Source organism: Idiomarina sp. MD25a, assembly GCF_001870515.1.
Classification (GTDB): Bacteria; Pseudomonadota; Gammaproteobacteria; order Enterobacterales; family Alteromonadaceae; genus Idiomarina.
In genome coordinates, this window is record NZ_MDGT01000003.1 from 469,175 (window position 1) to 493,618 (window position 24,444).

Annotated in this window: 19 protein-coding genes; 16 read left to right on the forward strand and 3 right to left on the reverse strand. The window is 48.8% G+C overall.

Annotated features, from left to right (window positions below):
- The 9 genes from gspG to BFR57_RS06400 all read left to right on the forward strand — a co-directional run bounded on the left by gspG (nt 1) and on the right by BFR57_RS06400 (nt 6,437).
- On the forward strand, nt 1-438 hold the full coding sequence (gene gspG / locus BFR57_RS06360) for a type II secretion system major pseudopilin GspG (RefSeq protein ID WP_006956922.1): 438 nt from the start codon (nt 1-3) through the stop codon (nt 436-438).
- Between the two features lie 3 nt (nt 439-441).
- Nucleotides 442-1,020, forward strand: coding sequence for a type II secretion system minor pseudopilin GspH (gene gspH, locus BFR57_RS06365; RefSeq protein WP_071463172.1), 579 nt, complete (start codon nt 442-444; stop codon nt 1,018-1,020).
- A complete protein-coding gene (gspI, locus tag BFR57_RS06370) occupies nt 1,007-1,408 on the forward strand; it encodes a type II secretion system minor pseudopilin GspI (protein ID WP_071463173.1) in 402 nt (133 codons plus the stop codon). Before gspH ends, gspI begins: the two co-directional genes overlap by 14 nt.
- Nucleotides 1,398-2,066 carry a type II secretion system minor pseudopilin GspJ gene (gspJ, locus tag BFR57_RS06375; RefSeq protein ID WP_071463174.1) on the forward strand — a complete coding sequence of 223 codons (669 nt, stop codon included), beginning with the start codon at nt 1,398-1,400 and terminating at the stop codon, nt 2,064-2,066. Before gspI ends, gspJ begins: the two co-directional genes overlap by 11 nt.
- Nucleotides 2,059-3,027 carry a type II secretion system minor pseudopilin GspK gene (gene gspK / locus BFR57_RS06380; RefSeq protein ID WP_083405062.1) on the forward strand — a complete coding sequence of 323 codons (969 nt, stop codon included), beginning with the start codon at nt 2,059-2,061 and terminating at the stop codon, nt 3,025-3,027. Before gspJ ends, gspK begins: the two co-directional genes overlap by 8 nt.
- Nucleotide 3,028: 1 nt before the next feature.
- Nucleotides 3,029-4,246: a type II secretion system protein GspL gene (gene gspL, locus BFR57_RS06385; protein ID WP_071463176.1), complete on the forward strand. Its 1,218-nt coding sequence runs from the start codon at nt 3,029-3,031 to the stop codon at nt 4,244-4,246.
- Nucleotides 4,243-4,773 (forward strand): type II secretion system protein GspM, encoded by a 531-nt coding sequence (gene gspM, locus BFR57_RS06390; RefSeq protein WP_071463177.1) that lies wholly within the window; start codon nt 4,243-4,245, stop codon nt 4,771-4,773. The genes gspL and gspM overlap by 4 nt, the downstream gene beginning before the upstream one ends.
- Nucleotides 4,770-5,507 carry a type II secretion system protein N gene (locus BFR57_RS06395; protein ID WP_071463178.1) on the forward strand — a complete coding sequence of 246 codons (738 nt, stop codon included), beginning with the start codon at nt 4,770-4,772 and terminating at the stop codon, nt 5,505-5,507. Before gspM ends, BFR57_RS06395 begins: the two co-directional genes overlap by 4 nt.
- A 105-nt stretch (nt 5,508-5,612) precedes the next feature.
- Entirely contained in the window at nt 5,613-6,437 is an 825-nt protein-coding gene (locus tag BFR57_RS06400; RefSeq protein WP_071463179.1) for a mechanosensitive ion channel domain-containing protein, read from the forward strand.
- 31 nt (nt 6,438-6,468) lie between these two features.
- On the opposite strand, the gene BFR57_RS06405 is transcribed toward BFR57_RS06400, so the two are convergent.
- Both BFR57_RS06405 and BFR57_RS06410 read right to left on the reverse strand, forming a co-directional pair.
- Entirely contained in the window at nt 6,469-7,743 is a 1,275-nt protein-coding gene (locus tag BFR57_RS06405; RefSeq protein WP_071463180.1) for an O-acetylhomoserine aminocarboxypropyltransferase/cysteine synthase family protein, read from the reverse strand.
- Complete coding sequence (locus BFR57_RS06410; RefSeq protein WP_071463181.1) at nt 7,740-8,690, reverse strand: alpha/beta fold hydrolase; 951 nt, start codon at nt 8,688-8,690, stop codon at nt 7,740-7,742. The genes BFR57_RS06405 and BFR57_RS06410 overlap by 4 nt, the downstream gene beginning before the upstream one ends.
- Before the next feature lie 123 nt (nt 8,691-8,813).
- On the opposite strand from BFR57_RS06410, the gene xseA reads away from it, so the two are divergent.
- The 5 genes from xseA to BFR57_RS06435 all read left to right on the forward strand — a co-directional run bounded on the left by xseA (nt 8,814) and on the right by BFR57_RS06435 (nt 16,265).
- Complete coding sequence (gene xseA, locus BFR57_RS06415) at nt 8,814-10,133, forward strand: exodeoxyribonuclease VII large subunit (RefSeq protein ID WP_071463182.1); 1,320 nt, start codon at nt 8,814-8,816, stop codon at nt 10,131-10,133.
- Nucleotides 10,134-10,200: 67 nt separating this feature from the next.
- Nucleotides 10,201-11,670, forward strand: a complete 1,470-nt coding sequence (guaB, locus tag BFR57_RS06420; protein ID WP_071463183.1) for an IMP dehydrogenase — start codon at nt 10,201-10,203, stop codon at nt 11,668-11,670.
- 69 nt (nt 11,671-11,739) lie between these two features.
- The gene (gene guaA / locus BFR57_RS06425) at nt 11,740-13,317 is read left to right on the forward strand and encodes a glutamine-hydrolyzing GMP synthase (protein WP_006956909.1); all 1,578 of its coding nucleotides are present in this window, start codon (nt 11,740-11,742) and stop codon (nt 13,315-13,317) included.
- A gap of 107 nt (nt 13,318-13,424) precedes the next feature.
- Nucleotides 13,425-15,881 carry an ATP-binding protein gene (locus BFR57_RS06430; RefSeq protein WP_071463184.1) on the forward strand — a complete coding sequence of 819 codons (2,457 nt, stop codon included), beginning with the start codon at nt 13,425-13,427 and terminating at the stop codon, nt 15,879-15,881.
- Nucleotides 15,882-15,887: 6 nt separating this feature from the next.
- Nucleotides 15,888-16,265, forward strand: coding sequence for a response regulator (locus tag BFR57_RS06435; RefSeq protein ID WP_071463185.1), 378 nt, complete (start codon nt 15,888-15,890; stop codon nt 16,263-16,265).
- 33 nt (nt 16,266-16,298) lie between these two features.
- Here the strand turns inward: BFR57_RS06435 and BFR57_RS06440 are convergent, their stop codons facing one another.
- Nucleotides 16,299-17,492, reverse strand: coding sequence for an endonuclease/exonuclease/phosphatase family protein (locus BFR57_RS06440; protein WP_071463186.1), 1,194 nt, complete (start codon nt 17,490-17,492; stop codon nt 16,299-16,301).
- 429 nt (nt 17,493-17,921) lie between these two features.
- Here BFR57_RS06440 and BFR57_RS06445 point away from each other — a divergent pair, with 429 nt between their 5' ends.
- Complete coding sequence (locus tag BFR57_RS06445; RefSeq protein WP_071463187.1) at nt 17,922-21,125, forward strand: TonB-dependent receptor; 3,204 nt, start codon at nt 17,922-17,924, stop codon at nt 21,123-21,125.
- A 129-nt stretch (nt 21,126-21,254) separates the two neighbouring features.
- Nucleotides 21,255-24,410, forward strand: a complete 3,156-nt coding sequence (locus tag BFR57_RS06450) for a TonB-dependent receptor (RefSeq protein WP_071463188.1) — start codon at nt 21,255-21,257, stop codon at nt 24,408-24,410.
- Nucleotides 24,411-24,444: the final 34 nt, after the last annotated feature.

Consider the following 24,444-nt stretch of genomic DNA (forward strand, 5'->3'; position numbering starts at 1 on the left):
ATGATGCGTAAAAATCAAGGTTTTTCATTGGTCGAAATTATGGTGGTTATCGCCATCATCGGTATTCTAGCTACCATGATTCTACCCAATGTGTTGGGCAGCCAAGAGCAGGCGAATAAACAGAAAGTGACAGCAGACTTAGTCTCGCTTGAGAACGCGTTAGCGCAATATCACTTAGATAACGGCATGTTTCCAACCACAGAGCAAGGTCTAGAAGCCTTGGTGGAGCGGCCTAATGTTGATCCACAGCCACGCAACTACCGCAATGGCGGCTATATTCAACGTCTGCCGCAAGACCCGTATGGTAACGACTATATGTTACTTAACCCCGGTGAGTACGACGATATCGATATTTTCTCACCCGGTCCCGATCAACAGCCAGGCACTGATGATGATTTTGGTAACTGGATGATCGGACAAGACAACGAATCCAACTAAGTAATGCGCTCATCGGCGTGCAAGCCATCAGGGTTTACCCTTGTTGAGATTCTAGTGGTCATGGCGATCGTGGGTTTGATTGCTGCATCGGTGGTATTTACTGTGCCGAGCATGACCCGCGATGAAACCACGCCACAAACCGCCGCCGCCACACTGAAAGCACAGCTCCAGTGGGCGCGGGAACGCGCCATGATAGAGCAACGTCCGCTCGGGTTGTTACTTAACACCGAAGGGTATGAGTTTTTAAGGTGGCAGCAAACCGAAGAAGACTGGCGTTGGCAAGCGGTGAATGAAAAGGGCTTAGCCGCTCAGGATTACCAAGATAATCTTACACTCGAATGGCGCATCGATGAACCGCCCTTTATTGCGCAAGAAAAGCAGTTAGAAAACACCCTGTTTTCGCCGTCTGATGATAATGACGACGAAGATCAGCCGATGCCCCAGTTGCTGATACTGCCGACAGGCGAGTTGACACAATTTTCGATTCAGTTTGCCGCGCCTTTTGATACCGAACCGAGCTACTGGTTAATTGCTGATAGCGCTTGGACCACTCGCATAGCAGATAGTGATGAAACGCAATAATCGTGGTTTTACATTAATCGAGGTCATGGTTGCCATCGCCATCTTTGCGATGGCGGCATTGGCGGCTGTGTCGGCTGCAAGCGGTCACCTTAATAGTTTAAGCACCATCCAACAGCGCACCTTTGCCCAGTACGTAGCGGCTAACCGACTGACCGAATTGAACCTAGCAACCACTTGGCCAATTAAAGATAATCAGCGTGGCAGTGAGCGCCAAGGCGGCGTTGAGTGGCAGTGGCGGCAACAAGTGGTTGAAACGGTCACACCCAATGTGGTGGCGGTGACTATTGAAGTCACACAGGGGGAGCAGGATTACCAATGGGCGCGACTGACCCAATATGTTCGTAAACCTCAATTAGCCGATACCGACGGAGGCGATAATGCGCTCTGAACGCGGTTTCACCTTAGTTGAGATCATGGTCACCATGGTTATTTTTACCTTGATAGGGCTCGCAAGTTACACCGTGCTTGACCAAATGTCGCGTACCAAAAGCTTATCGGAAGAATCCTCCGAACGTATCGAACAACTGCAATTCACTTGGCTGCTTATCCAACAAGACATGCGCCAAGCGGTGCCTAAGCCGACGCGTCCCAATGGTTTAGAAGTCGCACAACAGCTGATTACTAACGACGAACGCATTATTGAATCACAAAGTGGCGTCTTAGGGTTTGTGCGCAGCGGCTACGATAACCCTGGCTTAATGTTGTCACGCAGTGAACTTCAGCCGGTGGTCTACCGCGTGCAAGATAATGTTTTACAGCGTATGACCTATCCGTATGTGAACGACCGCAGTGGTGAGCCTGTGGTGCAAGATCTGCTGGAGGGCGTAAAGTCCTTTCAAGTACGCTTTTATCGTTCGTCTCAACAGTCGCAATCGAATCAAGGCATTGAAGCCGGCTGGCGCACTAGCTGGGAAACACCGGATGACTTCCCGGCCGCCATCGAGTTAACGATTAACAGTGAAGACTACGGCGAAATTAGACGGCGCTTTTTAACCGGCGTTGAGCCTGCACAAACGGTTAAGAAAGAGGATGACAACAATGCGTAAGCAGCAAGGTGTCGCTCTTATTACCGTGTTGTTGGTGATGGCTATCATCGCTGTCATTGCAACGAACTTGGGTACTCAATTACAACGTCAAGTGACGCGTACAGCGAGCTTTGAGCAATCAGAACAAAGCTATTGGATGTGGCTAAGCGGCGAAGCCGTTCTCAAGGAAGTGCTGCAACAGGAAATCGAACGCGATGACGGCATCGTTCATGCCAATCAGAACTGGGCACAACGCGCCGGGCCGTTCCCGGTGGAAGGCGGACAGATAGCTGCGCAAGTAAAGGATCTACGTAGTTGTTTCAACCTCAATAGTTTAGCTGGCACTGAGCAGCAAGGCCTCAGCCTTGAAAAACGCCGCAAGCAGTTTCAACAACTACTCGTGAGCTTAGAGCTTGATGCCTTCCAAGCCGAGAGTTTGGCAGGCGCACTGACCGACTGGCTCGACAGCGACAGTGAACTGTCGCAAAGTGGTGCTGAAGACCCCGATTACGAAGCGTTACCACACCCTTATCAAACCGCCAATGGGTTGTTATTTGATGTCAGTGAGTTGCGTATGATTAAAGGCTTTACGGCTGAAGTTGTGCAACGTATTAAGCCCTATGTATGCGCCATTCCCGGTAACGCAGAGCTACGCATTAACGTCAATACGCTCGATGAGGAGCGCGCGGTTTTGCTGGTGGCGGTGACTCAAGGTAAGCTAACCTTGGATGGTGCAAAACAATTGGTTCAAGCACGCCCTGAACAGGGCTATGAAAGCCGCGAAGAATTGCTGCAAGATAGTTTATTAACGGGGGCACAGGACGGTGAAACCGGCTCGCTCGATGAACTCGCTGTTAGCAGTGAGTACTTTTTACTACAAGCTTATATACAATGGGGGTCGTTAGAGACCACCGCTCGCTCAGTGCTACATGTGACATCAGGTCAAGCGCGTGTTGTGTACCGAGCCATGGGAGAAGATTGATATGCAAGAACGCTTACTCATCAGGTTACCGGCCTCCGATGCCGAGCCAAGAATAAGCTGGCTGATTTGGCAGCCCTCAGGTGCCGAAGTGATTGCTAGTGGTGAGCTCAATGATCCAGCTGAACTGACGCAGCTGACCGAGCAGGCAAAGCGCTGTCAGGTGACCCTGTTGTGTCCGGGGCAAGCGATTTCGATGCGTAAAGTCACCATTCCTAACAGTGGTAAACGTCACCTCGATAAGCTAATCCCTTACGCGTTGGAAGATGAACTCGCGGATGACATTGATAGCCTGCATTTTGCTTGGGCGGAAAACGGCATTAAAGAAGGCCAGATCCCCGTTGCGGTTGTCCGTCATAGTGAAATGCAGCAGTGGCAGCAATGGCTGGCCGCAGCACATCTTGAAGCCGATGAGTGGGCGGTTGACTACCTGATGCTTCCAGAGCCTGAGAGTGAGCAACAGTGGACAGGTGTGCAAATTGCTGATGACGTACTCATTCGTATGGGACGTTGGGATGGTTTAGCCGTTGAACAAACATTGGCGGACGCCGTGGTCGGGTTAAAACAGAGTGAATACCCACAAACCAACCAAGTGGTCGCTTATTCCGATATCGCGCTCAACGGCAGTGCGCTAGCGCTCGAATTTGCTAACAGTGAACTGCCGATGGTAGCGTTTGCCAAACAGCGGGTGAGCCTTGATATTCGTGGTCAACGGTATGCTCCCAAGCGAGCCAAACGAACCCTTGAAATACGTTGGCAGCCGCTGGCGTGGGCGGCGGGTATTGCGCTCGCAGTGACACTGGCGAGTAGCTGGGTCAAAACGGCTTATTTAAACCACCAAGCAGAGCAGCTACAGCAGCAAGCCGAAACGCTATACAAAGAGACGTTTCCGAATCAAACACGCATCGTTAACCTACGCGCGCAAATGCGTCAGCAATTACAATCTTTAGGTATCGATGATCAAGCCATGCCATCGGCGTTAGCAATGCTCGACCAATTGGCGCCGGCATTTTTACAACAACCACAACTGAGCCTGGAGTTGCTGCGCTATCAAGATGGCGCACTGCGGATGCAAGCAGTGGCACAAAACTTCTCACAATTCGAGGCCTTCCAGAACCAAGCTCAACAACTCGGTTTTGAGGTACAACAGGGCGCGCTGAATAATCGTGGTGATGGTGTCGCAGGCACCTTGACTATTGCCTATCAAGGAGGTCGTTCATGAGTCTTCTTACACCATTACTACAAAAACTCACGCAAACGCCCCTAGTACAAAGTGCGCAACAGCGCTGGGCGCAACTTGCGGTACGTGAGCAAAACCTCGTGAAAGGACTCGGTGCCGTTATCATCGTTGCCATAATCTACTTTGCCATCTGGCAACCCACCTATAACGCCCAGCAATTAGCTGAACGGCGCTTAGAGGGGCAACAGCAACAGTTATTCTGGTTGCGTGAACAAGTTGCACGCTATCAGTCATTGTCTGCAACCCAAGCACAATCCGAGGTCAGTGGGTCGTTGTCGCAGCGCGTTAACGAAGCGGCTGCCAGCAATAAGATCCAAATTGCACGGATGCAGCCGCAGAACAATGGCCTCATCGTCAGTGTCGATGAAACCTCGTATCAACAAGCCATGAGCTGGTTATATGCGCTTGAACAAACCTATCAATTGCAAGTGACGACACTCGATTTAGCTCGATTAGACGAACCCGGCAAAGTACGTGTGCGACAAGTGTTGGTAACGGAGAAATCATGAAGAAGTGGTTGTGGTTAATTCCAGTCTATCTCATTGCACTGATTGCCTACATTCCGGCGGCGGTGGTGTATTGGTTGCCAATGCCAGCCGGTATTTATGTTGAGCAAGTATCGGGTACGTTATGGCAAGGCCGGATTGGTTATGCGGTGGTTAATCATACCGCCTTTCATAACGTCAGCTGGTCACTGGCACCGAGTCAGCTGATTACCGGTCAACTCGGCTTTTCGGTGACGGTACCGAGTAAAAATAATCCACTGGCCGCGCAAGCATCAGGCAGTGCATCATTGAATTCGATTGAATTGACTCAACTGCGTGCGACAGGCGAGTTGGCACCGCTGATGCAACTGGTTAATTTTAATATGCCATTAAAGACAGAAGGACAATGGCGCATCGCATTAGAAAATTATGCACTGAATGATCTGTCGGGCGCCAAGCTTTGTAGTGCATTAAAAGGAAATGCGTCGGGTTCAAACATTCGGGTACTGGTGAACCATCGCTGGGAATCTCTGGGTGATTTTCCGCTGAACCTTGGCTGTGCACAAGCTGGGGCAGTAGCGCTGTCGATGGCGGGAGAGAACAGCTTAGGTCTTAATTTCGAGGGCACGGTGAGCCCCAGTTCAATACGTGTGAATGGTACGGTGCAACCCAATCCAAGAACGCCCGAGGGCTTGGCAAAAATGCTGAGTTATTTAGGACGACCGGATAATCAGGGGCGTTATCGTTTCTCAATTTAATGATCGCCAACTTGCCGAGATCAAAATAAATCGTTAATCTGAACGCATCTTCAAGAAATCAGATGCTATATATAATCGTATCGTTGCCAACAAAAGGACATTTTGATGCAAGCTATAATTGATTGGATTAATAATAACCAAGACATGCTGATCGAATATTCGATCAAAGTGATTGTCGCGATTGTTATTCTGTTTGCCGCTTCAATAGTGACGCGTATCCTCGCCTCAATCATGCGCAAAGGGATGCAAAAACGTCAGGTCGACAATGCTGTTATCAGCTTTTTAACAGCCATTGTTAAATCACTGATTTTCATCGCCGCATTGATGGTCGCATTGAATCAAATCGGTGTTGAAACCACATCGTTTATTGCCATATTAGGTGCCGCGGGTCTTGCCATCGGTTTAGCATTGCAAGGTTCACTCTCGAACATCGCGTCGGGGGTATTATTAATCATGTTCCGTCCCATTCGTTCAGGTGAGTACGTGGAAGCCGCAGGGACAGCGGGTACGGTTGAAGAAATTAATATCTTCCAGACCATCTTAAAAACGCCGGATCGTAAAGTGGTCTATCTGCCGAACTCACAAGTGATTGGTAGCGCCATTACTAACTACAACCGCGAACCGATCCGTCGTATCGATTTGGTGATTGGTGTCAGTTACAGCGCTAACTTGCAAAAAACCAAAAAGGTATTAATGGACGTGCTGAAAAATGATGAGCGCATTTTGCAAGATCCAGAGCCGGTCGTGACCGTTACAGCACTCAATAGTTCTTCAGTGGACTTTAATGTGCGCCCGTGGACTAAAACCGAAGATCACTGGCCAACGCGTTGGGACTTACTCGAGAAGATTAAAGATCGGTTAGATGAAGAAGGTATTGGTATTCCGTTCCCACAAATGGATGTCCATATCAAAAAAGAAGACAAAGAATAAGATGGTTAAACGGGGCGTCAGCCCCGTTTTTTTATGCTTGCTGTAAGGCCTGCTCGATATCCGCAAGGATATCATCAATATGTTCGATCCCCACGCAAAGGCGTATCGCCTCAGGTGTCACACCAACCGCCGCTTGTTCTTGTTCATTGAGCTGACGATGAGTGGTTGAGGCAGGATGGCACGCTAAACTTTTCGCATCACCAATGTTGACCAAACGTTTGAACAACGCCAATGCGTCGTAAAAGTGCACGCCCGCCTCAAAGCCACCTTTGATACCAAAGGTCAGTAGCGAAGCAGGCACACCGCCATTAATGTATTTCTGCACCCGTTGGTAATAGGCGTCATCTTCAAAGCCGGCAAAACGAACCCACTCAACCTGTGGATGCTCACGCAAATATTCAGCCACTTTTAGTGCGTTTTCGCAATGACGCTCGATCCGCAGCGGTAACGTCTCGAGCCCTTGCAGGATTAAAAACGCATTAAACGGTGAAATCGCCGCACCGGTATTGCGCAGTGCGACGGTTCGTACACGCGCAATAAAAGCAGCGGCTTCAAATGCCTCGGTATAGACAATGCCATGATAAGCCGGCTCCGGCTGACTAAACTGAGGGAAACGGTTCTTATGTTTGACCCAGTTAAAACGACCCGAGTCAACAATCAAACCACCGACCGAGGTACCATGGCCACCGATATATTTGGTTAACGAGTGCACGACAATGTCGGCGCCAAAATCGATGGGTTTACAGAGCACTGGTGAAGCCACTGTGTTATCAACCACTAACGGCACGCCTTGGGCATGAGCGACTTCAGCGAGGCCTTCTAAATCCGCCACATTACCTGCCGGGTTGCCAATGGTTTCGCAATAAACGGCTTTGGTGTTGTCATCAATCAGTGCAGCAACCGCTTCTGCCGTATCATTTTCAGCAAATCGTACTTCAATGCCAAACGAGGGCAGCATATGGCGGAACAACGTATAGGTGCCCCCATAGAGCTGCGGCGTAGTGACGATGTTATCGCCCTGACTGGCGAGCGTGATCAGCGCGTATTCAATCGCGGCCATCCCCGATGCAACAGCCAGCGCCGCGATCCCGTGTTCGAGTTCGGCAACGCGCTGTTCAAGCACATCATGAGTCGGGTTCATAATACGTGAATAAATATTACCCGGTACCGTTAAATCAAATAAATCGGCACCGTGTTGAGCGTTATCAAACTCAAAAGCGACCGACTGATAAATCGGTGTAGCAACCGCCTTGGTGGTTGCATCGGTGATATATCCGTGATGAATTGCTAACGTTTCGTCTTTCATAAAATATCCTCGGTCAGGGGCGATTGAGTACCCCGTGTCGTCTTAAGTTGGGGCAAAAAATGGCGCACAACAGCGGCGTAGTCGGCTACGTTCTTAATAAAGCCGTCGTGACCAAAAGGTGTATCAATCAGGGCGAGCCCACGGCAATCAGGTAATGCTTCTTCTAGCTGATGCATCAAGCGAGGCGGCGCAATAATATCGGATTCAAAGCCAACCAGTTGTACCGGTACGGTGATGCGTGATGGGTCGATTCGGTACTCGTTTAAAATAGGCGTCAAATGGGTAAACAAGCTCTGCGCATGCTGACCATGGCGCTTAAGTAACTTTTCACCTTGCGCCAGTAAATAGCTAAAGGCTTCGTCGCCGTCATTAAAACGCTGTTCAAATTCGTCCGCACTGCGGTAAGTCAACATGGCAAGTGCCCGCGCCAACACGACGCCTTGCTGGCTACAGTCGGCTTGTTGCAGTAACGCTTGCTGAAATAAGCGCAGTGCCGCCGACTGCACCGAAGGTTGATGAGCCGCGCCAATAACGACCAGTGCATCGGGTTTAATCAGCCCATCCTGAACCAACTGCAAACCGAGTACGCCGCCAAACGAGCCGCCCAACCAGGCACCTGGTTGTGTTAAACCGAGTGAACGCAATACGCTGGCATAAGCCTCAGCGTGCTGGCCCAGAGAAATAGGTTCGTCAGGTGTATCAGAGCCGCCCACACCACCGAGGTAATCTAAACTGATCACTTGCAGCTCAGGGTGCGGTGCAAACAGCGGATGCAACGATTGCCACCACCCATGACCGTCTAAACGCCAGAGTTGACCGCTGGCGCTGATACCGCCTTGCACAATAATCGTATGTTCGGGCTTTGCGTCAATATTGCCAAAACGAAAGCCTTTCACCCGTCCATAAGGTGTTTCTGTATAAAAGGAGCGTCCTACCGGAAAAACCATGATGACCTCAACGCCGATTAATGGATGAGTTTAATTTAGCAATACTTACGTTTAACCGTCAAGATGTTTAGACGTCTAAATGCGATATGGTGGCACGCACTTCGGTTGTGCTATGATTTGCCCATGTCGATATATACCGTCACACAACTCAACAGCGATATCCGCAAGGCAATAGAGCAGGGCTTTGGACACGTATGGTTGATGGGCGAAATCTCCAATTTTGCTGCACCAAACTCGGGTCATTGGTACCTCACCTTAAAGGATGAACGCGCCCAGATACGTTGTGCCATGTTTCGTGGTAATAATCAGCGCGCCAAAGTACGCCCGCAAAATGGCTTACAAGTGTTGGTGCGTGGCCGGGTGACCGTGTACGAGCCGCGCGGCGACTACCAACTCATTGTTGAGCATATGGAAGAAGCCGGTATCGGCTTGCTACAGCAGCAGTTTGAACAGCTCAAAGTAAAACTTGCCGCCGAGGGCTTATTTGCGCAAGAGCGCAAGCGGCCACTGCCCGAACATATTCGCCGTGTTGGTGTTGTCACGTCGTCGACAGGTGCAGCTATTCAAGATGTGTTAGCGGTGATGAAACGCCGCGACCCGAGCGTCGAAGTCATTATTTATCCGACCGCAGTGCAAGGCGATGCGGCTATACCGCAAATTAAAAGTGCATTACGTACCGCGTTTCAGCGTAATGAAGTCGATGTGCTGCTAGTGACCCGAGGCGGTGGCTCGTTAGAAGACTTGTGGTGTTTTAATGATGAGCAGGTCGGTCGTTTGTTATTAGACGCCCCGATGCCTGTTATCAGTGCGGTTGGCCACGAGGTTGATTTTACCATCTGTGATTTTATCGCGGATTTGCGAGCGCCGACACCGTCGGCAGCCGCCGAGCAGGTGACCCAAGATCGTAGCGCTCAAATCAACCGTTTACAGCAGTTGCAACAGCGTTTGGCGACCGGCCAAAAGCGCCGCATAGAGCGTCAACACAGTTTACTACAACAACTACAAATTCGACTGAATCAACAGCATCCGCAACGACAGCTGCAACAACAAAGCCAGCGTTTAGATGAATTATTAGCGCGTGTGTATCGCGCCCAGCAGCGAACCTTGGTTAATCAGCAACAACGACGTCAGCATGTTATCCAACGCTTGCAGCAGGTCCACCCGCAACGTGAATTGTCGCGCGCTCAACAAAAACTCTCGCAGATTCAGCAACGTATACCGCTAGTCGCTGAAGCATGGCTCAAACAACAGCACCAACGCCAACGCGCATTGCTGCATGCATTAAACTTGGTGAGTCCACTGAATACGCTTGATAGGGGATACGCCATTGTCCGAGACGATGCGGGACGCGTGATCACCCAGCCGGAGCAGACCCAAGCTGAGCAAAAACTCAACGTTAAAGTCGCGGGTGGCGAATTTAACGTTAGAAAGTGCTCAGAATAAGTTGCTAAAATAACCATTATCGAGTAAAATCCACGCGCAACATGAATCCAGTCACGGAGTGTTGCAAATGCTGCGAATCGCCCAAGAAGCCCTTACTTTCGACGACGTCCTACTAGTCCCGGGGCACTCAAATGTCTTACCGCATCAAGCGGATCTCAAAACCCAATTAACGCGTGGCATCACGCTCAATATCCCGTTGGTTTCAGCAGCGATGGATACCGTTACTGAAGCACCACTCGCTATCGCGTTGGCGCAAGAAGGCGGCATTGGCTTTATTCACAAGAATATGACGCCTGAAGAGCAAGCGGCACACGTACGTAAAGTGAAAAAGTACGAGAGTGGCATGGTCAATGACCCCGTCACAGTAAACCCTGATACCACCATTGGTGAAATCAAGGCATTGACCGCTGAACACGGCTTCCAAGGCTTCCCTGTTATCGAGAAAAACGGTGACTTAGTGGGTATCGTGACCGGCCGTGATACACGCTTTGAAGACGATGACTCTAAACCCATCAAAGAAGTCATGAGTGACAAGTCACGCTTAGTGACTGTACACGAAACCGCGCAAAGCGATGAGATCTTGCAGTTAATGCATAAGCACCGCATCGAAAAAATTCTCGTGGTCGATGATGCCTACAAATTAAAAGGCATGATCACCCTCAAAGACTTTGAAAAAGCCGAAAACAAACCGAATGCCTGTAAAGATGAACTCGGCTCGTTGCGCGTAGGTGCAGCGGTCGGCGTAGGTCCAGGTACCGAAGAGCGCATCAAACTGCTAGTTGAAGCGGGCGTTGACGTACTGCTGATTGATACCTCGCACGGCCATTCAGAAGGTGTGTTAAAACGTGTTCAGGAAACGCGTAAAGCCTATCCGAACTTACAAATCATTGCCGGTAACGTAGCGACAGCGGCAGGTGCAAAAGCCTTGGTGGATGCCGGCGTAGACGCTGTTAAAGTCGGTATCGGTCCAGGTTCTATTTGTACGACACGCATCGTCACCGGTTGTGGTGTGCCACAAATCACTGCGATTAGCGATGCGGCAGATGCGCTGAAAGGTACCGGCGTACCTGTGATTGCAGACGGCGGCATTCGTTTCTCTGGCGATATTGCGAAAGCCTTAGTTGCTGGCGCACACTGTGTGATGGTGGGTAGCATGTTAGCCGGTACCGAAGAGTCGCCAGGCGAAGTCGAGCTATACCAAGGTCGTTACTACAAATCATACCGTGGCATGGGCAGCTTAGGCGCGATGAATCAGCGTAACGGCTCATCGGATCGCTATTTCCAAAATAGTAACGAGGCTGAGAAGCTCGTACCCGAAGGTATCGAAGGCCGCATCGCCTATAAAGGCCCCATTTCGGCGATTATTCATCAGCAGATGGGCGGCGTACGCTCAGCGATGGGCTTGACCGGTTGCGCCAACTTAGAAGAGATGCGCACTAAGCCACAGTTTGTCAAAGTCACTGCGGCAGGCATGGGTGAGTCACACGTACACGATGTGCAAATTACCAAAGAAGCGCCAAACTACCGCAGTTCTTAATGCCGATTTGTGAGCCGCCGCTAAGGCGGCTCTTTTACTTTTAGTTTTATCTGTTACTGGGACCCAACAATGAGCAGAGATATCCACGACCACCGAATTTTGATTTTAGACTTCGGTTCTCAATATACCCAATTAATTGCGCGCCGTATCCGTGAAATTGGCGTTTACTGTGAGCTGTGGGCATGGGATGTCGACGAGCAAGACATTAAAGACTTCGATCCTAAAGGCATCATCCTTTCAGGTGGGCCAGAAAGCGTCACCGAAGCCGGTTCTCCGCGCGCGCCAGACTATGTATTTAAGGCGGGCGTCCCTGTCTTGGGCGTGTGCTATGGCATGCAAACCATGGCGCATCAATTGGGTGGTTCAGTGCAAGGCTCTCTCGAACGTGAATTTGGTTATGCACAAATCGAACTCGTAACAGAAAGCCCGTTATTTGAAGCCATCGAAGATGCGGTCAGCGAAGACGGTAAGCCATTATTAGACGTGTGGATGAGCCACGGTGATAAAGTCGAAGCCATTCCAGAAGGTTTCCACACCGTTGCAACCACCTCGTACTGCCCATATGCGGCAATGGCGGATGAATCACGTCGTTTTTACGGTGTTCAGTTCCACCCAGAGGTCACCCATACGCGTCAAGGCATGCGTATGCTAGAGCATTTCGTCAGCGGGATTTGTGGTTGTGAAAAACAATGGACGCCCGCACAGATTATCGAAGACGCGATCGAGCGTATTCGTGAGCAAGTCGGTAGCGATAAAGTGATTTTGGGCTTAAGCGGTGGCGTCGATTCATCGGTAACAGCGATGTTGTTACATCGTGCAATTGGCTCCCAGCTCACCTGCGTGTTTGTTGATAATGGCTTATTGCGTTTAAATGAAGCCGAGCAAGTGATGGAAATGTTTGGTGACCACTTTGGTTTAAACATTATTCCCGTCGCTGCGGAGCAACGCTTCTTAGACGCGCTGAAAGGCGAAGCGGATCCAGAGAAGAAACGCAAAATTATCGGTAATACCTTTATTGAGATCTTCGACGAGCAAGCGTCTCAGTTGACCGAAGTGGACTGGCTGGCGCAAGGTACCATCTACCCCGATGTCATTGAGTCAGCAGGCTCAAAAACCGGTAAAGCACACGTCATTAAATCGCATCACAACGTAGGTGGCTTGCCCGAGGATATGAAACTCGGTTTAGTTGAACCATTGCGCGAGCTGTTTAAAGACGAAGTACGCAAAATTGGTCTAGAACTCGGTCTGCCTTATAACATGCTTTATCGTCATCCGTTCCCAGGGCCGGGTCTGGGTGTGCGCGTATTGGGCGAGATTAAGAAAGAGTACTGTGACTTATTGCGTCGCGCCGATGCGATCTTTATTGATGAGCTGCACAAAGCGGATTGGTATCACAAAGTTAGCCAAGCATTTGCGGTGTTTTTACCCGTACGCTCGGTCGGTGTTATGGGCGACCAACGCAAGTATGATTGGGTGGTTTCACTGCGCGCAGTCGAAACCATCGACTTCATGACCGCACGTTGGGCGCACTTACCTTACGAATTATTGGAAAAAGTGTCGAATCGTATCATCAACGAAGTCGACGGTATTTCGCGAGTCACCTACGATATTTCGGGCAAACCGCCTGCCACGATAGAGTGGGAATAACACCAACACCGAAGCCCGCGACTCGCGGGCTTTTTTATGCCATTGCCGAACGGGTGAAAAGTCGGCATAGTAGCGCTTATTCGTAGTCATTTGTTAAGCGGTATAAGATGGATCGAAACCGTTCGTTAAGTCAGAGTCTTTGGCAGGCATTTAGGCGCTATGCACTGCTACCCATGATTATGGTGGAGCTGGCGCTGATAACTATTTATGTAGTGACCAACCAGTGGGTAACACAGCAAACCAAACAAGAACTCGTCGAAACGGCCTTATCCGAATCAACGCAAATTGCCAAACGTCAAGCAACGGTGGTCGATGCTCAGTTGGTCTCAGTCGAGAAACAACTGGCTCTTTATCGTGAATCCGTAGCCGCCGTGCTCGATGATCCGCGCATTACCTGGCAAGGTCACGAACAGTGGACGCAGGGAGCGAGCGGTCAGTTCTTTACCCGCAAAGCACTGGGTCAAGACGGTATCGCCGCTTTTTATTCTGCGTTGACACCGTCACCTCAGCAAAACCTAGACCGTATAGAGCAGTTACGTATGCTCACGCCAGTGATGCGGCAAATGGTTGCTGACGATAGCTGGGTACAGCAGGTGTACTTTAATACACACGACAGCCTTAATGTTATTTACCCGTTTATTGATGTCGGTTCACAATACGCAGCCGATGTTGATATTCCTAAGTTTAACTTTTTCTACCTCGCCGATGAACAACATAACCCAGCACGTAACCCTGTTTGGACGCCTGTTTATCTTGATCCAGCGGGACAAGGCTGGATGCTATCAGTGATTGCACCGGTATATAAAAATGACTCCCTGGTAGGGGTCGCGGGCGCCGATGTCACCATTGAAAAACTTATTAATTACCTGACTCACACTCAAGTGCCGTGGGACGGCTTTGTGGTACTCGCGAGCCAATCAGGAAAAATTCTTGCGCTACCCGAGCGAGCTCAGCAGCGTCTGGACATTACTGTCCCCCAAAGCTATGCGGTAAAACATGCAAAGCGCGATGAAACGGACTATCAAAGTACCAATTTAGCCGATATAAACGGAGCTCAAGCGCTTCTGTCGCATTGGCAGAGTAATCCCGATAGTTTGCAAACCATAGCGCTCGGTGGGATGTCTTATATTGCCGCTTGGCATCCTGTCGCTGAAACCGACTGGCAGGTATTGGTGCTGGTCGAAGAGGCAAAGCTACTCGCACGAACCAATAACATTTATCGACAAACCGAGTTACTTAGCTTGATTCTGCTTGCCGGTTTGGTGATTTTTTATCTGCTGTATTTCCAGTTTGTCAAAAGTCGCACACAGCGCTTCAGTCAACGATTAAACCGCAACCTCAAAAAACTATCCGATGCACTCGCAAAAACGGGGCGCCAGGAATTCGAACTCACGATTCCTGACCTCGAAGCGCCGGAGCTTAATAGACTCGCCTTACAAATTACCCAAGTCGCCGAGCAGTTGCGTAGTAACTTATTCAGCCTCCGAAAGAACGAAGCACGGCTAAGGTTTGCATTAGAAAGTAGCGGTGAATCACTAATCACGCAATCGATGGAATATAACCGCGTTGAGGTAACCGATAACTTTAGAGTGATATCCCAGCGCGCAGAGAAGGTATTCAACCTGGACGAATACTCGAGTTGGATTCATCCCGATGATCGCGAAAAAGTACAGGCATTGCGTTTACACGCCCAACAGAGTAAACAACCGTTAAGTGCGGACTACCGCTTGCAACGCAAAGACGGCTCCTTTGTGTGGGTGCAAAGTCGCGGGCAAGTATTGCATGATGAAGCCTCGGGTCAAGAACTGATCATCGGCACATTAACCGATATTAGTGAGCGCAAAGCAATCGAGCAGAACTTACGAGCCGCTAAAGATGCCGCTAACGAGGCGAATCGAGCCAAATCGAAACTGCTGTCCTCAATTACTCACGAGATCAAAACCCCACTGACCACCATACTCGGGATTGCAGATATCCTACGGTACAAGCTAGCTAACGTTGAGCATAGAACATCGCTACGTCGACTCATTAGCGCCGCCGAACATCTCAACCATTTAGTGGATGATATTCTCACATTGTCTAAACTTGAATCGCGAGCGCTCCAAGTGAGCGCTGAACGGGTGACTCCGCATCGCTTAATTGCTGAAACTATCGATTGGTTTAGTGAAATACTAGAAACATCGGAAACCGTTATTCAATGTGAATTATTAGATAATCCGCCAGAACTTGATATAGATCCAATTCGGTTTAAGCAAGTACTAACTAATCTATTGTCTAATGCAATTAAGTACAGTCCTAACAATTCGAAAGTAAAAGTGATTGAAGCACAAACAGAACAGGTGTACACAATAACTGTTAAAGACGAAGGATGGGGAATTCCGCCGCTCTACCGCGAACGCCTATTTGAATCGTTCAATCGATTTGGGCGAGAACAAACCGCAGTCGAGGGGACCGGAATCGGACTAGCAATATGTCGTGAGTTGATGAACCTGATGGGAGGCGAGGTCAGCTATCAACCTCAAGAAAAGGGAAGTTTATTTATTTTATCGTTTCCCGTGAGGTAATTATAAATGAAACGTCTTAAACGCGCATTGATCGTTGATGACAACAAAACCAACCTAATGGTGCTCAAAGAGCTGATTGAGATGATTGGTGTGCCACAGGTGATTGCCGAAACGAACCCTGTGTATGCACTGAATATTTTAAAGAAGACGCCGGTTGATTGTGTATTAATTGATCAGAATATGCCGCAGATGTCGGGCTTAGCTTTGTATGCTGAACTAAAACAATCCATGCCGTCGATCCCTGCGACGTTTATGGTGAGTGCGATTGATGACTCTGAGTTGCGAGTGAAAGCCCGTGAAGCAGGCATGGAAGGTTTTATCAGTAAGCCGTTCAGATATGAAATTATAGAGCGCATGCTGCGGGATTTGGATGAACGCTTATAGGCCAAGCCCCAAAAGGCTTGGCCGTTTACTAAGCTACTGCGGCAACTCGATGTCGAGCCATACCAAACGATGATCTGAAGACGCATCGCGTTTTTTCATCAAGTCATAACCGGGTTCACCCTGAACCGGCCAAAAAACGCCTGCGTCTTTGACAATTAAGTCATCAGAAGGCAGCACATAGTCTACCCGTTTACGCCACGCCGCAGTGTGATATTGCGATCCCTCAACATCTGGAGAATGATTCGCGCCGCCTTGGCTCATCGGCATCACATCGTTAACACGTGGATGTTCTAACAACTGTGTCATGGCACCCTTAACACCGCTCGCACCGGCTTGTGCGTTCAGATCGCCCAATACCACAAAAGAACCGTTGGCAGCGATACCACCACGCTGACCTTGGTCATCATAAATGTAGTTATCAGCGCCAGGGGTCAAGTAATCACGCACGAAACGAATTTCGTCGTAGTTCTTCATACCATTACGGTTCTCTGGGCCGTCAAAAGCCGGCGGGGTTGGGTGCTGAGCTAAGACATGTATAACTTTACCCCCTACTTGAACGGGAACATCCCAATGTGATTTCGAGCTCAACGGGTATTGCGCCATGGCCTCATCGCTGTACCACGGCTCATCTGTTGGTTTGCCGTCTTCATCGTGTACATAAGGCGCATGGTGGCCTGGCATGTCTTTCCACAAGAAGTGTTGGAACGTACGCACGTCATCTTCAAGTATTGGATATTTGGACAAAATCACCATGCCATATTGGCCAGGATACCAGCCAAAGCCCCACGCATCGTTGCCTCGACCCGTCGCTTTACCATCACGGTTGAGGTCAAACGCAGAGGGCGAACCTGTATTGACGGGGGCAGTGTAAACATAAGGGTACGCGATTGGGTCAAGATGAGCTTGTGATTGGCCCAAATAGTTGTTTAAAAAGACATCGATACCTTGCTCACGAGGGACATAATCAAACTCGTTGAGCAAAATAATATCGGGGCGCACACGCTGAATGATTTCAGCAATACCACGAATTTGTGGATTATTTTCTTGTAAAACCTTGGGCAAAACCGATTCGTAAGTGTTCGGTAAAGCATCGTTTGGCAAGTGGTTGCTCGAGTCCATACTGACGTTAAAAGTGGCGATACGCACGGTGTCTTGAGCTAAGGATGATGTTGAATAAGTCATTATTAAAAGCAATGAAAATGCAAAGATACTACGCATAAAGTTCATGTGAAAGCCTACAGAATGGGACGCTACGACAATGCAAAAGAATAAAGGTTCCCTAAACACTAGGCAAGTGGATAAAAATTGATTAAAATATGTCACATATCTGACACGAAAATGTCGCAGAAGCTTAATGAATTTAAATGTTCTTCACAAACAGCCCACGTTGAGCCGCTGCCGTGAAATTTTTCACGCAGTTAGCTTTCCCGTTTTGAATCGACGGTTGTATCGTGGTTCATTAAGTGTTGCTAAATCGTTTTTCTGTAAAGTAGAACATCCAGCATCCTCTCCTCGTTTTTTCTGCACGCCCCTTCGTGTCATCAAGTTGTCATATTCCAGCGTTATAAATGCGCACTCAAAATTTAGCTCATCTGCTAGTGAGCTTGCTTTACCAAAACCATTAGTACGTTTAATTACAACCTCAGGGATAACTCAATGAAATTCAACTCCAAGGTGAGTCGTATTTCTGCTGCCATCGCGTTAGCAGTAGGAATGTCGACGAGTGTCATGGCCCAAGAGACTTCATCGTCAATGCGCGGTATGATCACAGGCCCACAAGGAAACCCAGTAGCGAACACTAAAATTGTCGTTACTCACGAACCGACAGGGACAGTAAACGAGTTTGTCACAAGCGCTGACGGTACCTTTACTGCAAAAGGTCTGCGTGTCGGTGGCCCTTACACAGTCGTAATCGATTCAGAAAAATTCCAAGATGCAGAGCTCGATAACCTGTATCTTGCTTTGGGTGAAACATTACGTGTGACAAGCCAACTGAAAAACAACGACATGGAGCGTATTTCAGTATCTGGCTCAGTCATCATGACAGAGAGCGGCGGCGCGAGCAGTAACTTCGGTGAAGAAACCATCGACAACATGCCAAGCCTAAGCCGTGACCTTAAAGACATCGCGCGCATCAACCCATTGGTATCTATCCGTGGTAATGGCGAAATGTCGATTGCAGGTGGTAACCCGCGCTCAAACAGCATCACTGTTGACGGTATCGGCCAGAACGATGACTTCGGTCTAAACTACGGCGGCTACCCAACGGAGCAACCACCCGTTTCATTGAGTTCAATTGAACAAATCTCAGTAGACGTTGCACCTTTCTCAAGTAAGAAAGGCGACTTCTCTGGCGGTACCATCAACGCGGTAACAAAATCAGGTACTAACGAGTTTGAAGGCGAGTTCTTCTACGAATACTCTTCACCTGACATGAAAGGCGATTCTAAGCGCTTAAACCGTATTACCGGATCAGACGGTAACGACCAAGGTTTCCGTGAGTATGAAACCGTTGACGTTGAGCCGATTCAAAAAACTTCAACCTTTGGTATGGCACTCAGTGGTCCTATCATCGAAGACACCTTGTTCTTCTTCACTAACTATGAAGAGTGGAACAGTGAGTTAGATTATCAATACGGTTTCCAAGGTAGCGGTGCAAGCAACGAGTTCTACACCTCACGTGAAAACTTCGATGAATTCTTGCGCATTTTGGATAGCACTTATGGTATCCAAGATTCATTGCCTGGCGCGCCAGAAGATAAAGACCGTAAGTGGTTGACAAAATTAAGCTGGAACGTAAACCAAGATCATCGTCTTGATTTAACCTACCAGTGGCAAGACAACTCAGATATGCGCGGTCACTCAAGCGGTGGTAATACAGTTGTATTAAACTCTCGTGTATATGACTACCACACGCGCATGAGCAACATCAGTGCACGCTTATACAGTGACTGGTCGGCAAACTTTATCACCGAGATGGGTATTACCTATAAAGATGTTGTTAGTGATTCAATCACCAACGCTGACTTTGGTGCGGTAACAGTAGAGGAATACTTCCGTGGTCCGTCTTACGCATTTGGTGCTGACGAATACCGCCACGCTAATAAAGTTGAGAACCAGAACTTAACCTTCAACTTTGATGCAACGTATTTGTTCGGCGAACACGAGCTCGCGTTTGGTGCAGAGTATGAGCGTCTTCGCTTATATAATAAGTTTGTACCAGAGAGCTTAGGTGCATGGGAATTCGATAGCCTTGAAGGTTTCGAAAACCGTGAAGTGGGTAACTACAACGGTACGTATGACTTCTCGTACCAAAACGCGTTTACAGGTAACCCAGAAGACGCAGCTTATGATGCAGTGCGTTACACCACAGCGCTGTATGTAGAAGATACTTTCTACCCAACAACTGACTTCGAGTTGACAGCCGGTGTTCGTTACGAGCGTTTGTCATCAGATGACAAGCCAACCTTGAACCAAAACTTTGTTGATACCTACGGTTTCTCTAACCAAGAAAACCTTGACGGTATGGACATCGTATTGCCACGCGTGAGCTTCAAGTATTACTTGAACGACGACGTCACGTTACGTGGTGGTTTAGGTCGTTTCTACGGCGGTGTACCGAACGTTTGGTACAGTAACCCGTTCACTAAAGACGGTATCACGTTGGTAGCTGCAAACAGCGATTTCATCAACGATTACTTTGCTAACAGCTCAGATCCTGCGGACTTCACACAAGTACCACAAGCGATCCAAGATTCACTGCAGCAAGGCGCTGGTAGCACCAACTACATCGACCCTAACTTTGAATTGCCAAGCGACTGGCGTGCACAGTTAGCAGCTGATTACAGCTTCGATATCCCAATGGTGGGTGACGACTTCCGCGCAACAACGTCATTCTTGTACGTGCGTAAGCAAGACGAGTCGGTATGGTTGAACACTGCGTTGACGCCTGTTGATACAACAGCAGACGGTGAGCGTGTTATCTACGAAAGCATCTACAGCGGCAACCGCTCAGATAACTTCGATATCATGATGACCAACGCAGAAGAGCATGGTCGCAGCTATATCTTCACTCAGTCTTTGGCTAAGCAGTGGGATAACGGTCTTAACTTGACCATGAGCTACACGCACCAAGACGTTGAAGAAGTATCACCTGGTTCTTCTTCACAAGCAGAAAGTAACTACAAGCACTACGTAGTTAAAACACGTAATCAACCGTTCTCTGCACGTGGTGACTACGAAATCGAGCACAGCTTCAAAGTTACCTTAGGTTACGAGAAAGAATTCTTTGATGGTTATAAAACCAACATCAACTTATTCTATGAGCGTCGTTCAGGTCGTCCGTTCAGCTACACTATGAGCATGTACCAAGATGGCGACTTCGGCGATACCGTTGACTTCTACTCGCAGTCAGCTTACCTCGCTTACATCCCATCAGGTCCAAACGATCCAAATGTAGATTGGGCGAACTCAGTATCTTGGGACGAGTTGAGCGCAGTACTTGAACGTGCCGGTATCGCACCAGGCGGTTACATCATGGACCGTAACAGCGGTACTCAGCCATGGATTACTGATATCGACTTGAGCATCAAGCAACAGATCCCAGGTTTTGCTGAAGGTCACCGTGGTACCTTGTACTTCACCATCGACAACTTCGCTAACTTGCTTAACAGCGATTGGGGTGTTGAAGAGCGTTTAGGTTATCCGCAGGTCAACCTGTATGACTTCGGCGGCCTATCGGATGATGGTCGTTACCAGATTGAGCGTTTGCACAATGGTTACGCGCCACAAAACTACGATGAGTACGATATTGGTGCATCATCATGGTCTGTCAAACTCGGCGTACGCTACGAGTTCTAAGGCTCAGAGCCCCTCAATTTTGTTGAGGGGCTTTTTTTTAGTCATGTCACAGAACTGACATGATCGAGATTTACACTTCACGGACTGAATCACATAACAACAGTGTTGAACAAACGGGGATGAACACACATGTTTAATTCAACTTTTAAGCGCACCGCATTGGCAGCCGCCATTGCAATGACTGTATCAGGTGCCGCGCTTGCACAAGACACCTCATCGAGCATTCGTGGTGTTGTCACTGCAGAATCAGGTACCATCATTAGCGGTGCAACTATTCAGTTGCGTGATGAACGCACTGGCTCAGTCAAAACCTTAACGACTAACGCACAAGGCACGTTCTCATCACGTGGTTTGCCTGTGGGTGGTCCATACACTTTGATGGTTAAAGGTCCTAACGGCCAAAGCCAAGTCATCGAAAACGTTTACCTCACGTTGGGTGACTCAGAGACCGTAAATGTGGTACTCGAACCGCAAGATATCGAAACAATCAGCGTTACTGGTACAGCACCGACTAACGCGTTGTACGGTAGCAACAGCCCTGCGGCAAACTTCAACCTCGAAGATTTGCAAGACGCCCCGGCCGCTAACCGTGACCTAAAAGACGTAGTACGTATCGACCCACGCATCTACATCAACGAAACCAACGCAGGCGACATCCAGTGTGGTGGCGCAAACCCGCGTTTCAACAGCTTGACTGTTGATGGTGTGCGTATGAACGATAACTTCGGCTTGAACTCAAGCGGTTATCCAACAGAGCGTATGCCTTTCTCTTATGATGCGATCGAACAGGTTGCAGTAGAATTCGCACCGTTTGATGTGCAATACGGTGGTTTCACCGCATGTAACATCAACGCTGTTACCAAATCAGGTGACAACGAAATGTTCGGTGGTGTGTTCTTTGATTACACCAACGATTCATTACAAGGTAGTGAGCTTGAAGGCGATACTATTAACGTAGGCGCATTCAACGAAAAACGTTACGGCTTTAATGTCGGCGGCGCTATCTTAGAAGACAAATTGTTCTTCTTTACCTCATACGAAAAACTTGAAGGTTCTGACACCTTTGACCGCGGCCCAGAAGGCACCGGCGTAGCATCACCTGTATTGGGTGTGTCTGCAGCAGACGCAGAACGTATTCGTCAAATCGCGATCAACAACTACAACTACGACCCAGGCACGTTCCCTGCGAGCTTGCCAGTCGAAGACGAGAAGTTTCTTGCTAAGTTAGATTGGTACATCAATGACGCGCACCGTGCATCATTCACGTACAACTACAACGACGGCTTCTCAATTGCCGAATCAGACGGCGATGCAGACGAGCTTGAGTTCTCAAACCACTTCTATGAGCGTGGTTCTAAGTTCACTTCATATGTTGGTGAGTTCTTCTCTGACTGGACGGATAACTTCTCAACCGAAGTACGTGTCGGTTACTCAGAGTTAGACGCACGTGTTAACCCATTAGGCGGCACCGAGTTTGGTGAAGTTCAAATCGGCGTTAACGATGCAACCGTATACTTGGGTGCAGATGACTCGCGTCACGCAAACAAATTGAAGTACGACACGACGTTCTTCAAATTAAAAGGTACTTACCTTGCGGGCGACCACATCATCTCTGCTGGTATTGAGCAAGAGAAATACGACGTTTACAACTTGTTCGTACAAGAAGCTCAAGGTGAATACCGCTTCGGTTCTATCGATGCGTTTGAAGCCGGCACACCAAGCCGCGTAATCTATGAAAGCGCAGCAGGTACGAATAACCCAACGGACGCGGCAGCAGAATTCTCTTACGCTGTAAACACGGCGTACGTGCAGGATGAGTACTACTACGCACCAATGGACATCACCTTTACTTACGGTTTGCGTTATGACTGGTACACCAGCAGCGATAACCCAGTAAACAACCCATTGGTAGAAGACCTTTATGGTTTCTCTAACCAGCAAAACATGGACGGCCAGGACTTACTGCAACCACGTTTTGGCTTCAACTGGTTTGTGAGCCCACAGTTAGAAGTACGTGGTGGCGTTGGCTTGTATTCAGGCGGCAACCCGAACGTATGGATCTCTAACAATTACTCAAACAACGGTGTCACTCAGTACGAAGCGAACCTATTTGATGATTTCTTCGCAGGCGGTAACACCTTATTCAACATTCCTCACACAGGTGAAGGTCGTCCAATCTACGACATTCCACAAAACCTGTTTGACGAAGTCGCTAATGCGAACGGTGAAGGTCCAATCAACACCATGGATCCAAACTTCGAATTGCCAAACGAGTGGAAATACGCGTTGGGTGCAACTTACACGTTCGATAACGACTACGTGTTATTGGTTGACTTCTTACACACTGAGAAGAAAGACGCCGCGGTTATCTACAACCTTGGTTTAGAGCAAACGGGTACAGCACCAGATGGTCGTCCTATCTTCAGCGAACTGTCTACTGACGGTCGTGACCAAGGCGATGACTTCTTGTTGACCAATGTTAAAGGCGATTCTGGTTCACAAACGACTGTGTCATTGGCATTGAACAAGTCATATGACTTCGGTTTAGACTGGAGCTTCGCATACGCTTACAACCGTGCAGAAGATGTGAACCCAATGACCAGCTCAGTGGCGTTCTCTAACTACACTAACTTAGCAACCGCGAACCCGCAGAACCCAGGCGTGTCGACCTCTAACTACGAGATCCCACACCGCTTCACGTTCCGTGCAACGTACACATCAGAAATCATGGGTTACGAGAACACCATGACCTTATTCGCTACGCGTAACGAAGGTCGTCCATACTCGTTCACGATGTCTGACGGCGCATTTGGTGATGTTGCTTACCAAGGTCGCCAGTTACTGTACGTACCAACCGGTGCTGATGATCCTAACTTCGTAGCAGGTATGGATGACGACGGTAACCCGTTTGATACGCAAGCGTTCTTTGACTTCATCAATTCACAAGGATTAGGTGAGTACGCAGGCGGTATCGCACCGCGTAACGAGTTCAACTCGAAGTGGTGGACCAAAGTTGATTTCCGTATGGAACAACAATTACCTGCATTCAGCAGCGACCACGAAGCGTCAGCCTTCTTCGTTGTTGAAAACCTCGGTAACTTGTTGAACGACGACTGGGGTGTATTGTATGAAGCGAGCTTCCCACGTGCTGTGACGGTGGCTGATGTGAGCATCAACGACCAAGGCCAGTACGTATTTGAAAGCTTCCGTGACCCACGTGTTCAATCACGTGCAGGTGCGCCTTCATTGTGGTCAGTACGTGTAGGCTTCGAATACAAATTCTAAGCACACGTCATAAAACAGCGACAAGGGCCGCTCA

Coding starts and splice junctions, on each gene's coding strand:
- gspJ (WP_071463174.1), top strand. CDS start 1,398: ATGCGCTCTGAACGCGGTTTCACCTTAGTTGAGATCATGGTCACCATG.
- BFR57_RS06430 (WP_071463184.1), top strand. CDS start 13,425: ATGGATCGAAACCGTTCGTTAAGTCAGAGTCTTTGGCAGGCATTTAGG.
- BFR57_RS06405 (WP_071463180.1), bottom strand. CDS start 7,743: ATGAAAGACGAAACGTTAGCAATTCATCACGGATATATCACCGATGCA.
- guaB (WP_071463183.1), top strand. CDS start 10,201: ATGCTGCGAATCGCCCAAGAAGCCCTTACTTTCGACGACGTCCTACTA.
- BFR57_RS06445 (WP_071463187.1), top strand. CDS start 17,922: ATGAAATTCAACTCCAAGGTGAGTCGTATTTCTGCTGCCATCGCGTTA.
- xseA (WP_071463182.1), top strand. CDS start 8,814: ATGTCGATATATACCGTCACACAACTCAACAGCGATATCCGCAAGGCA.
- BFR57_RS06435 (WP_071463185.1), top strand. CDS start 15,888: ATGAAACGTCTTAAACGCGCATTGATCGTTGATGACAACAAAACCAAC.
- guaA (WP_006956909.1), top strand. CDS start 11,740: ATGAGCAGAGATATCCACGACCACCGAATTTTGATTTTAGACTTCGGT.
- gspG (WP_006956922.1), top strand. CDS start 1: ATGATGCGTAAAAATCAAGGTTTTTCATTGGTCGAAATTATGGTGGTT.
- BFR57_RS06395 (WP_071463178.1), top strand. CDS start 4,770: ATGAAGAAGTGGTTGTGGTTAATTCCAGTCTATCTCATTGCACTGATT.
- gspL (WP_071463176.1), top strand. CDS start 3,029: ATGCAAGAACGCTTACTCATCAGGTTACCGGCCTCCGATGCCGAGCCA.
- gspM (WP_071463177.1), top strand. CDS start 4,243: ATGAGTCTTCTTACACCATTACTACAAAAACTCACGCAAACGCCCCTA.
- gspH (WP_071463172.1), top strand. CDS start 442: ATGCGCTCATCGGCGTGCAAGCCATCAGGGTTTACCCTTGTTGAGATT.
- BFR57_RS06400 (WP_071463179.1), top strand. CDS start 5,613: ATGCAAGCTATAATTGATTGGATTAATAATAACCAAGACATGCTGATC.
- BFR57_RS06440 (WP_071463186.1), bottom strand. CDS start 17,492: ATGAACTTTATGCGTAGTATCTTTGCATTTTCATTGCTTTTAATAATG.
- BFR57_RS06410 (WP_071463181.1), bottom strand. CDS start 8,690: ATGGTTTTTCCGGTAGGACGCTCCTTTTATACAGAAACACCTTATGGA.
- gspK (WP_083405062.1), top strand. CDS start 2,059: ATGCGTAAGCAGCAAGGTGTCGCTCTTATTACCGTGTTGTTGGTGATG.
- BFR57_RS06450 (WP_071463188.1), top strand. CDS start 21,255: ATGTTTAATTCAACTTTTAAGCGCACCGCATTGGCAGCCGCCATTGCA.
- gspI (WP_071463173.1), top strand. CDS start 1,007: ATGAAACGCAATAATCGTGGTTTTACATTAATCGAGGTCATGGTTGCC.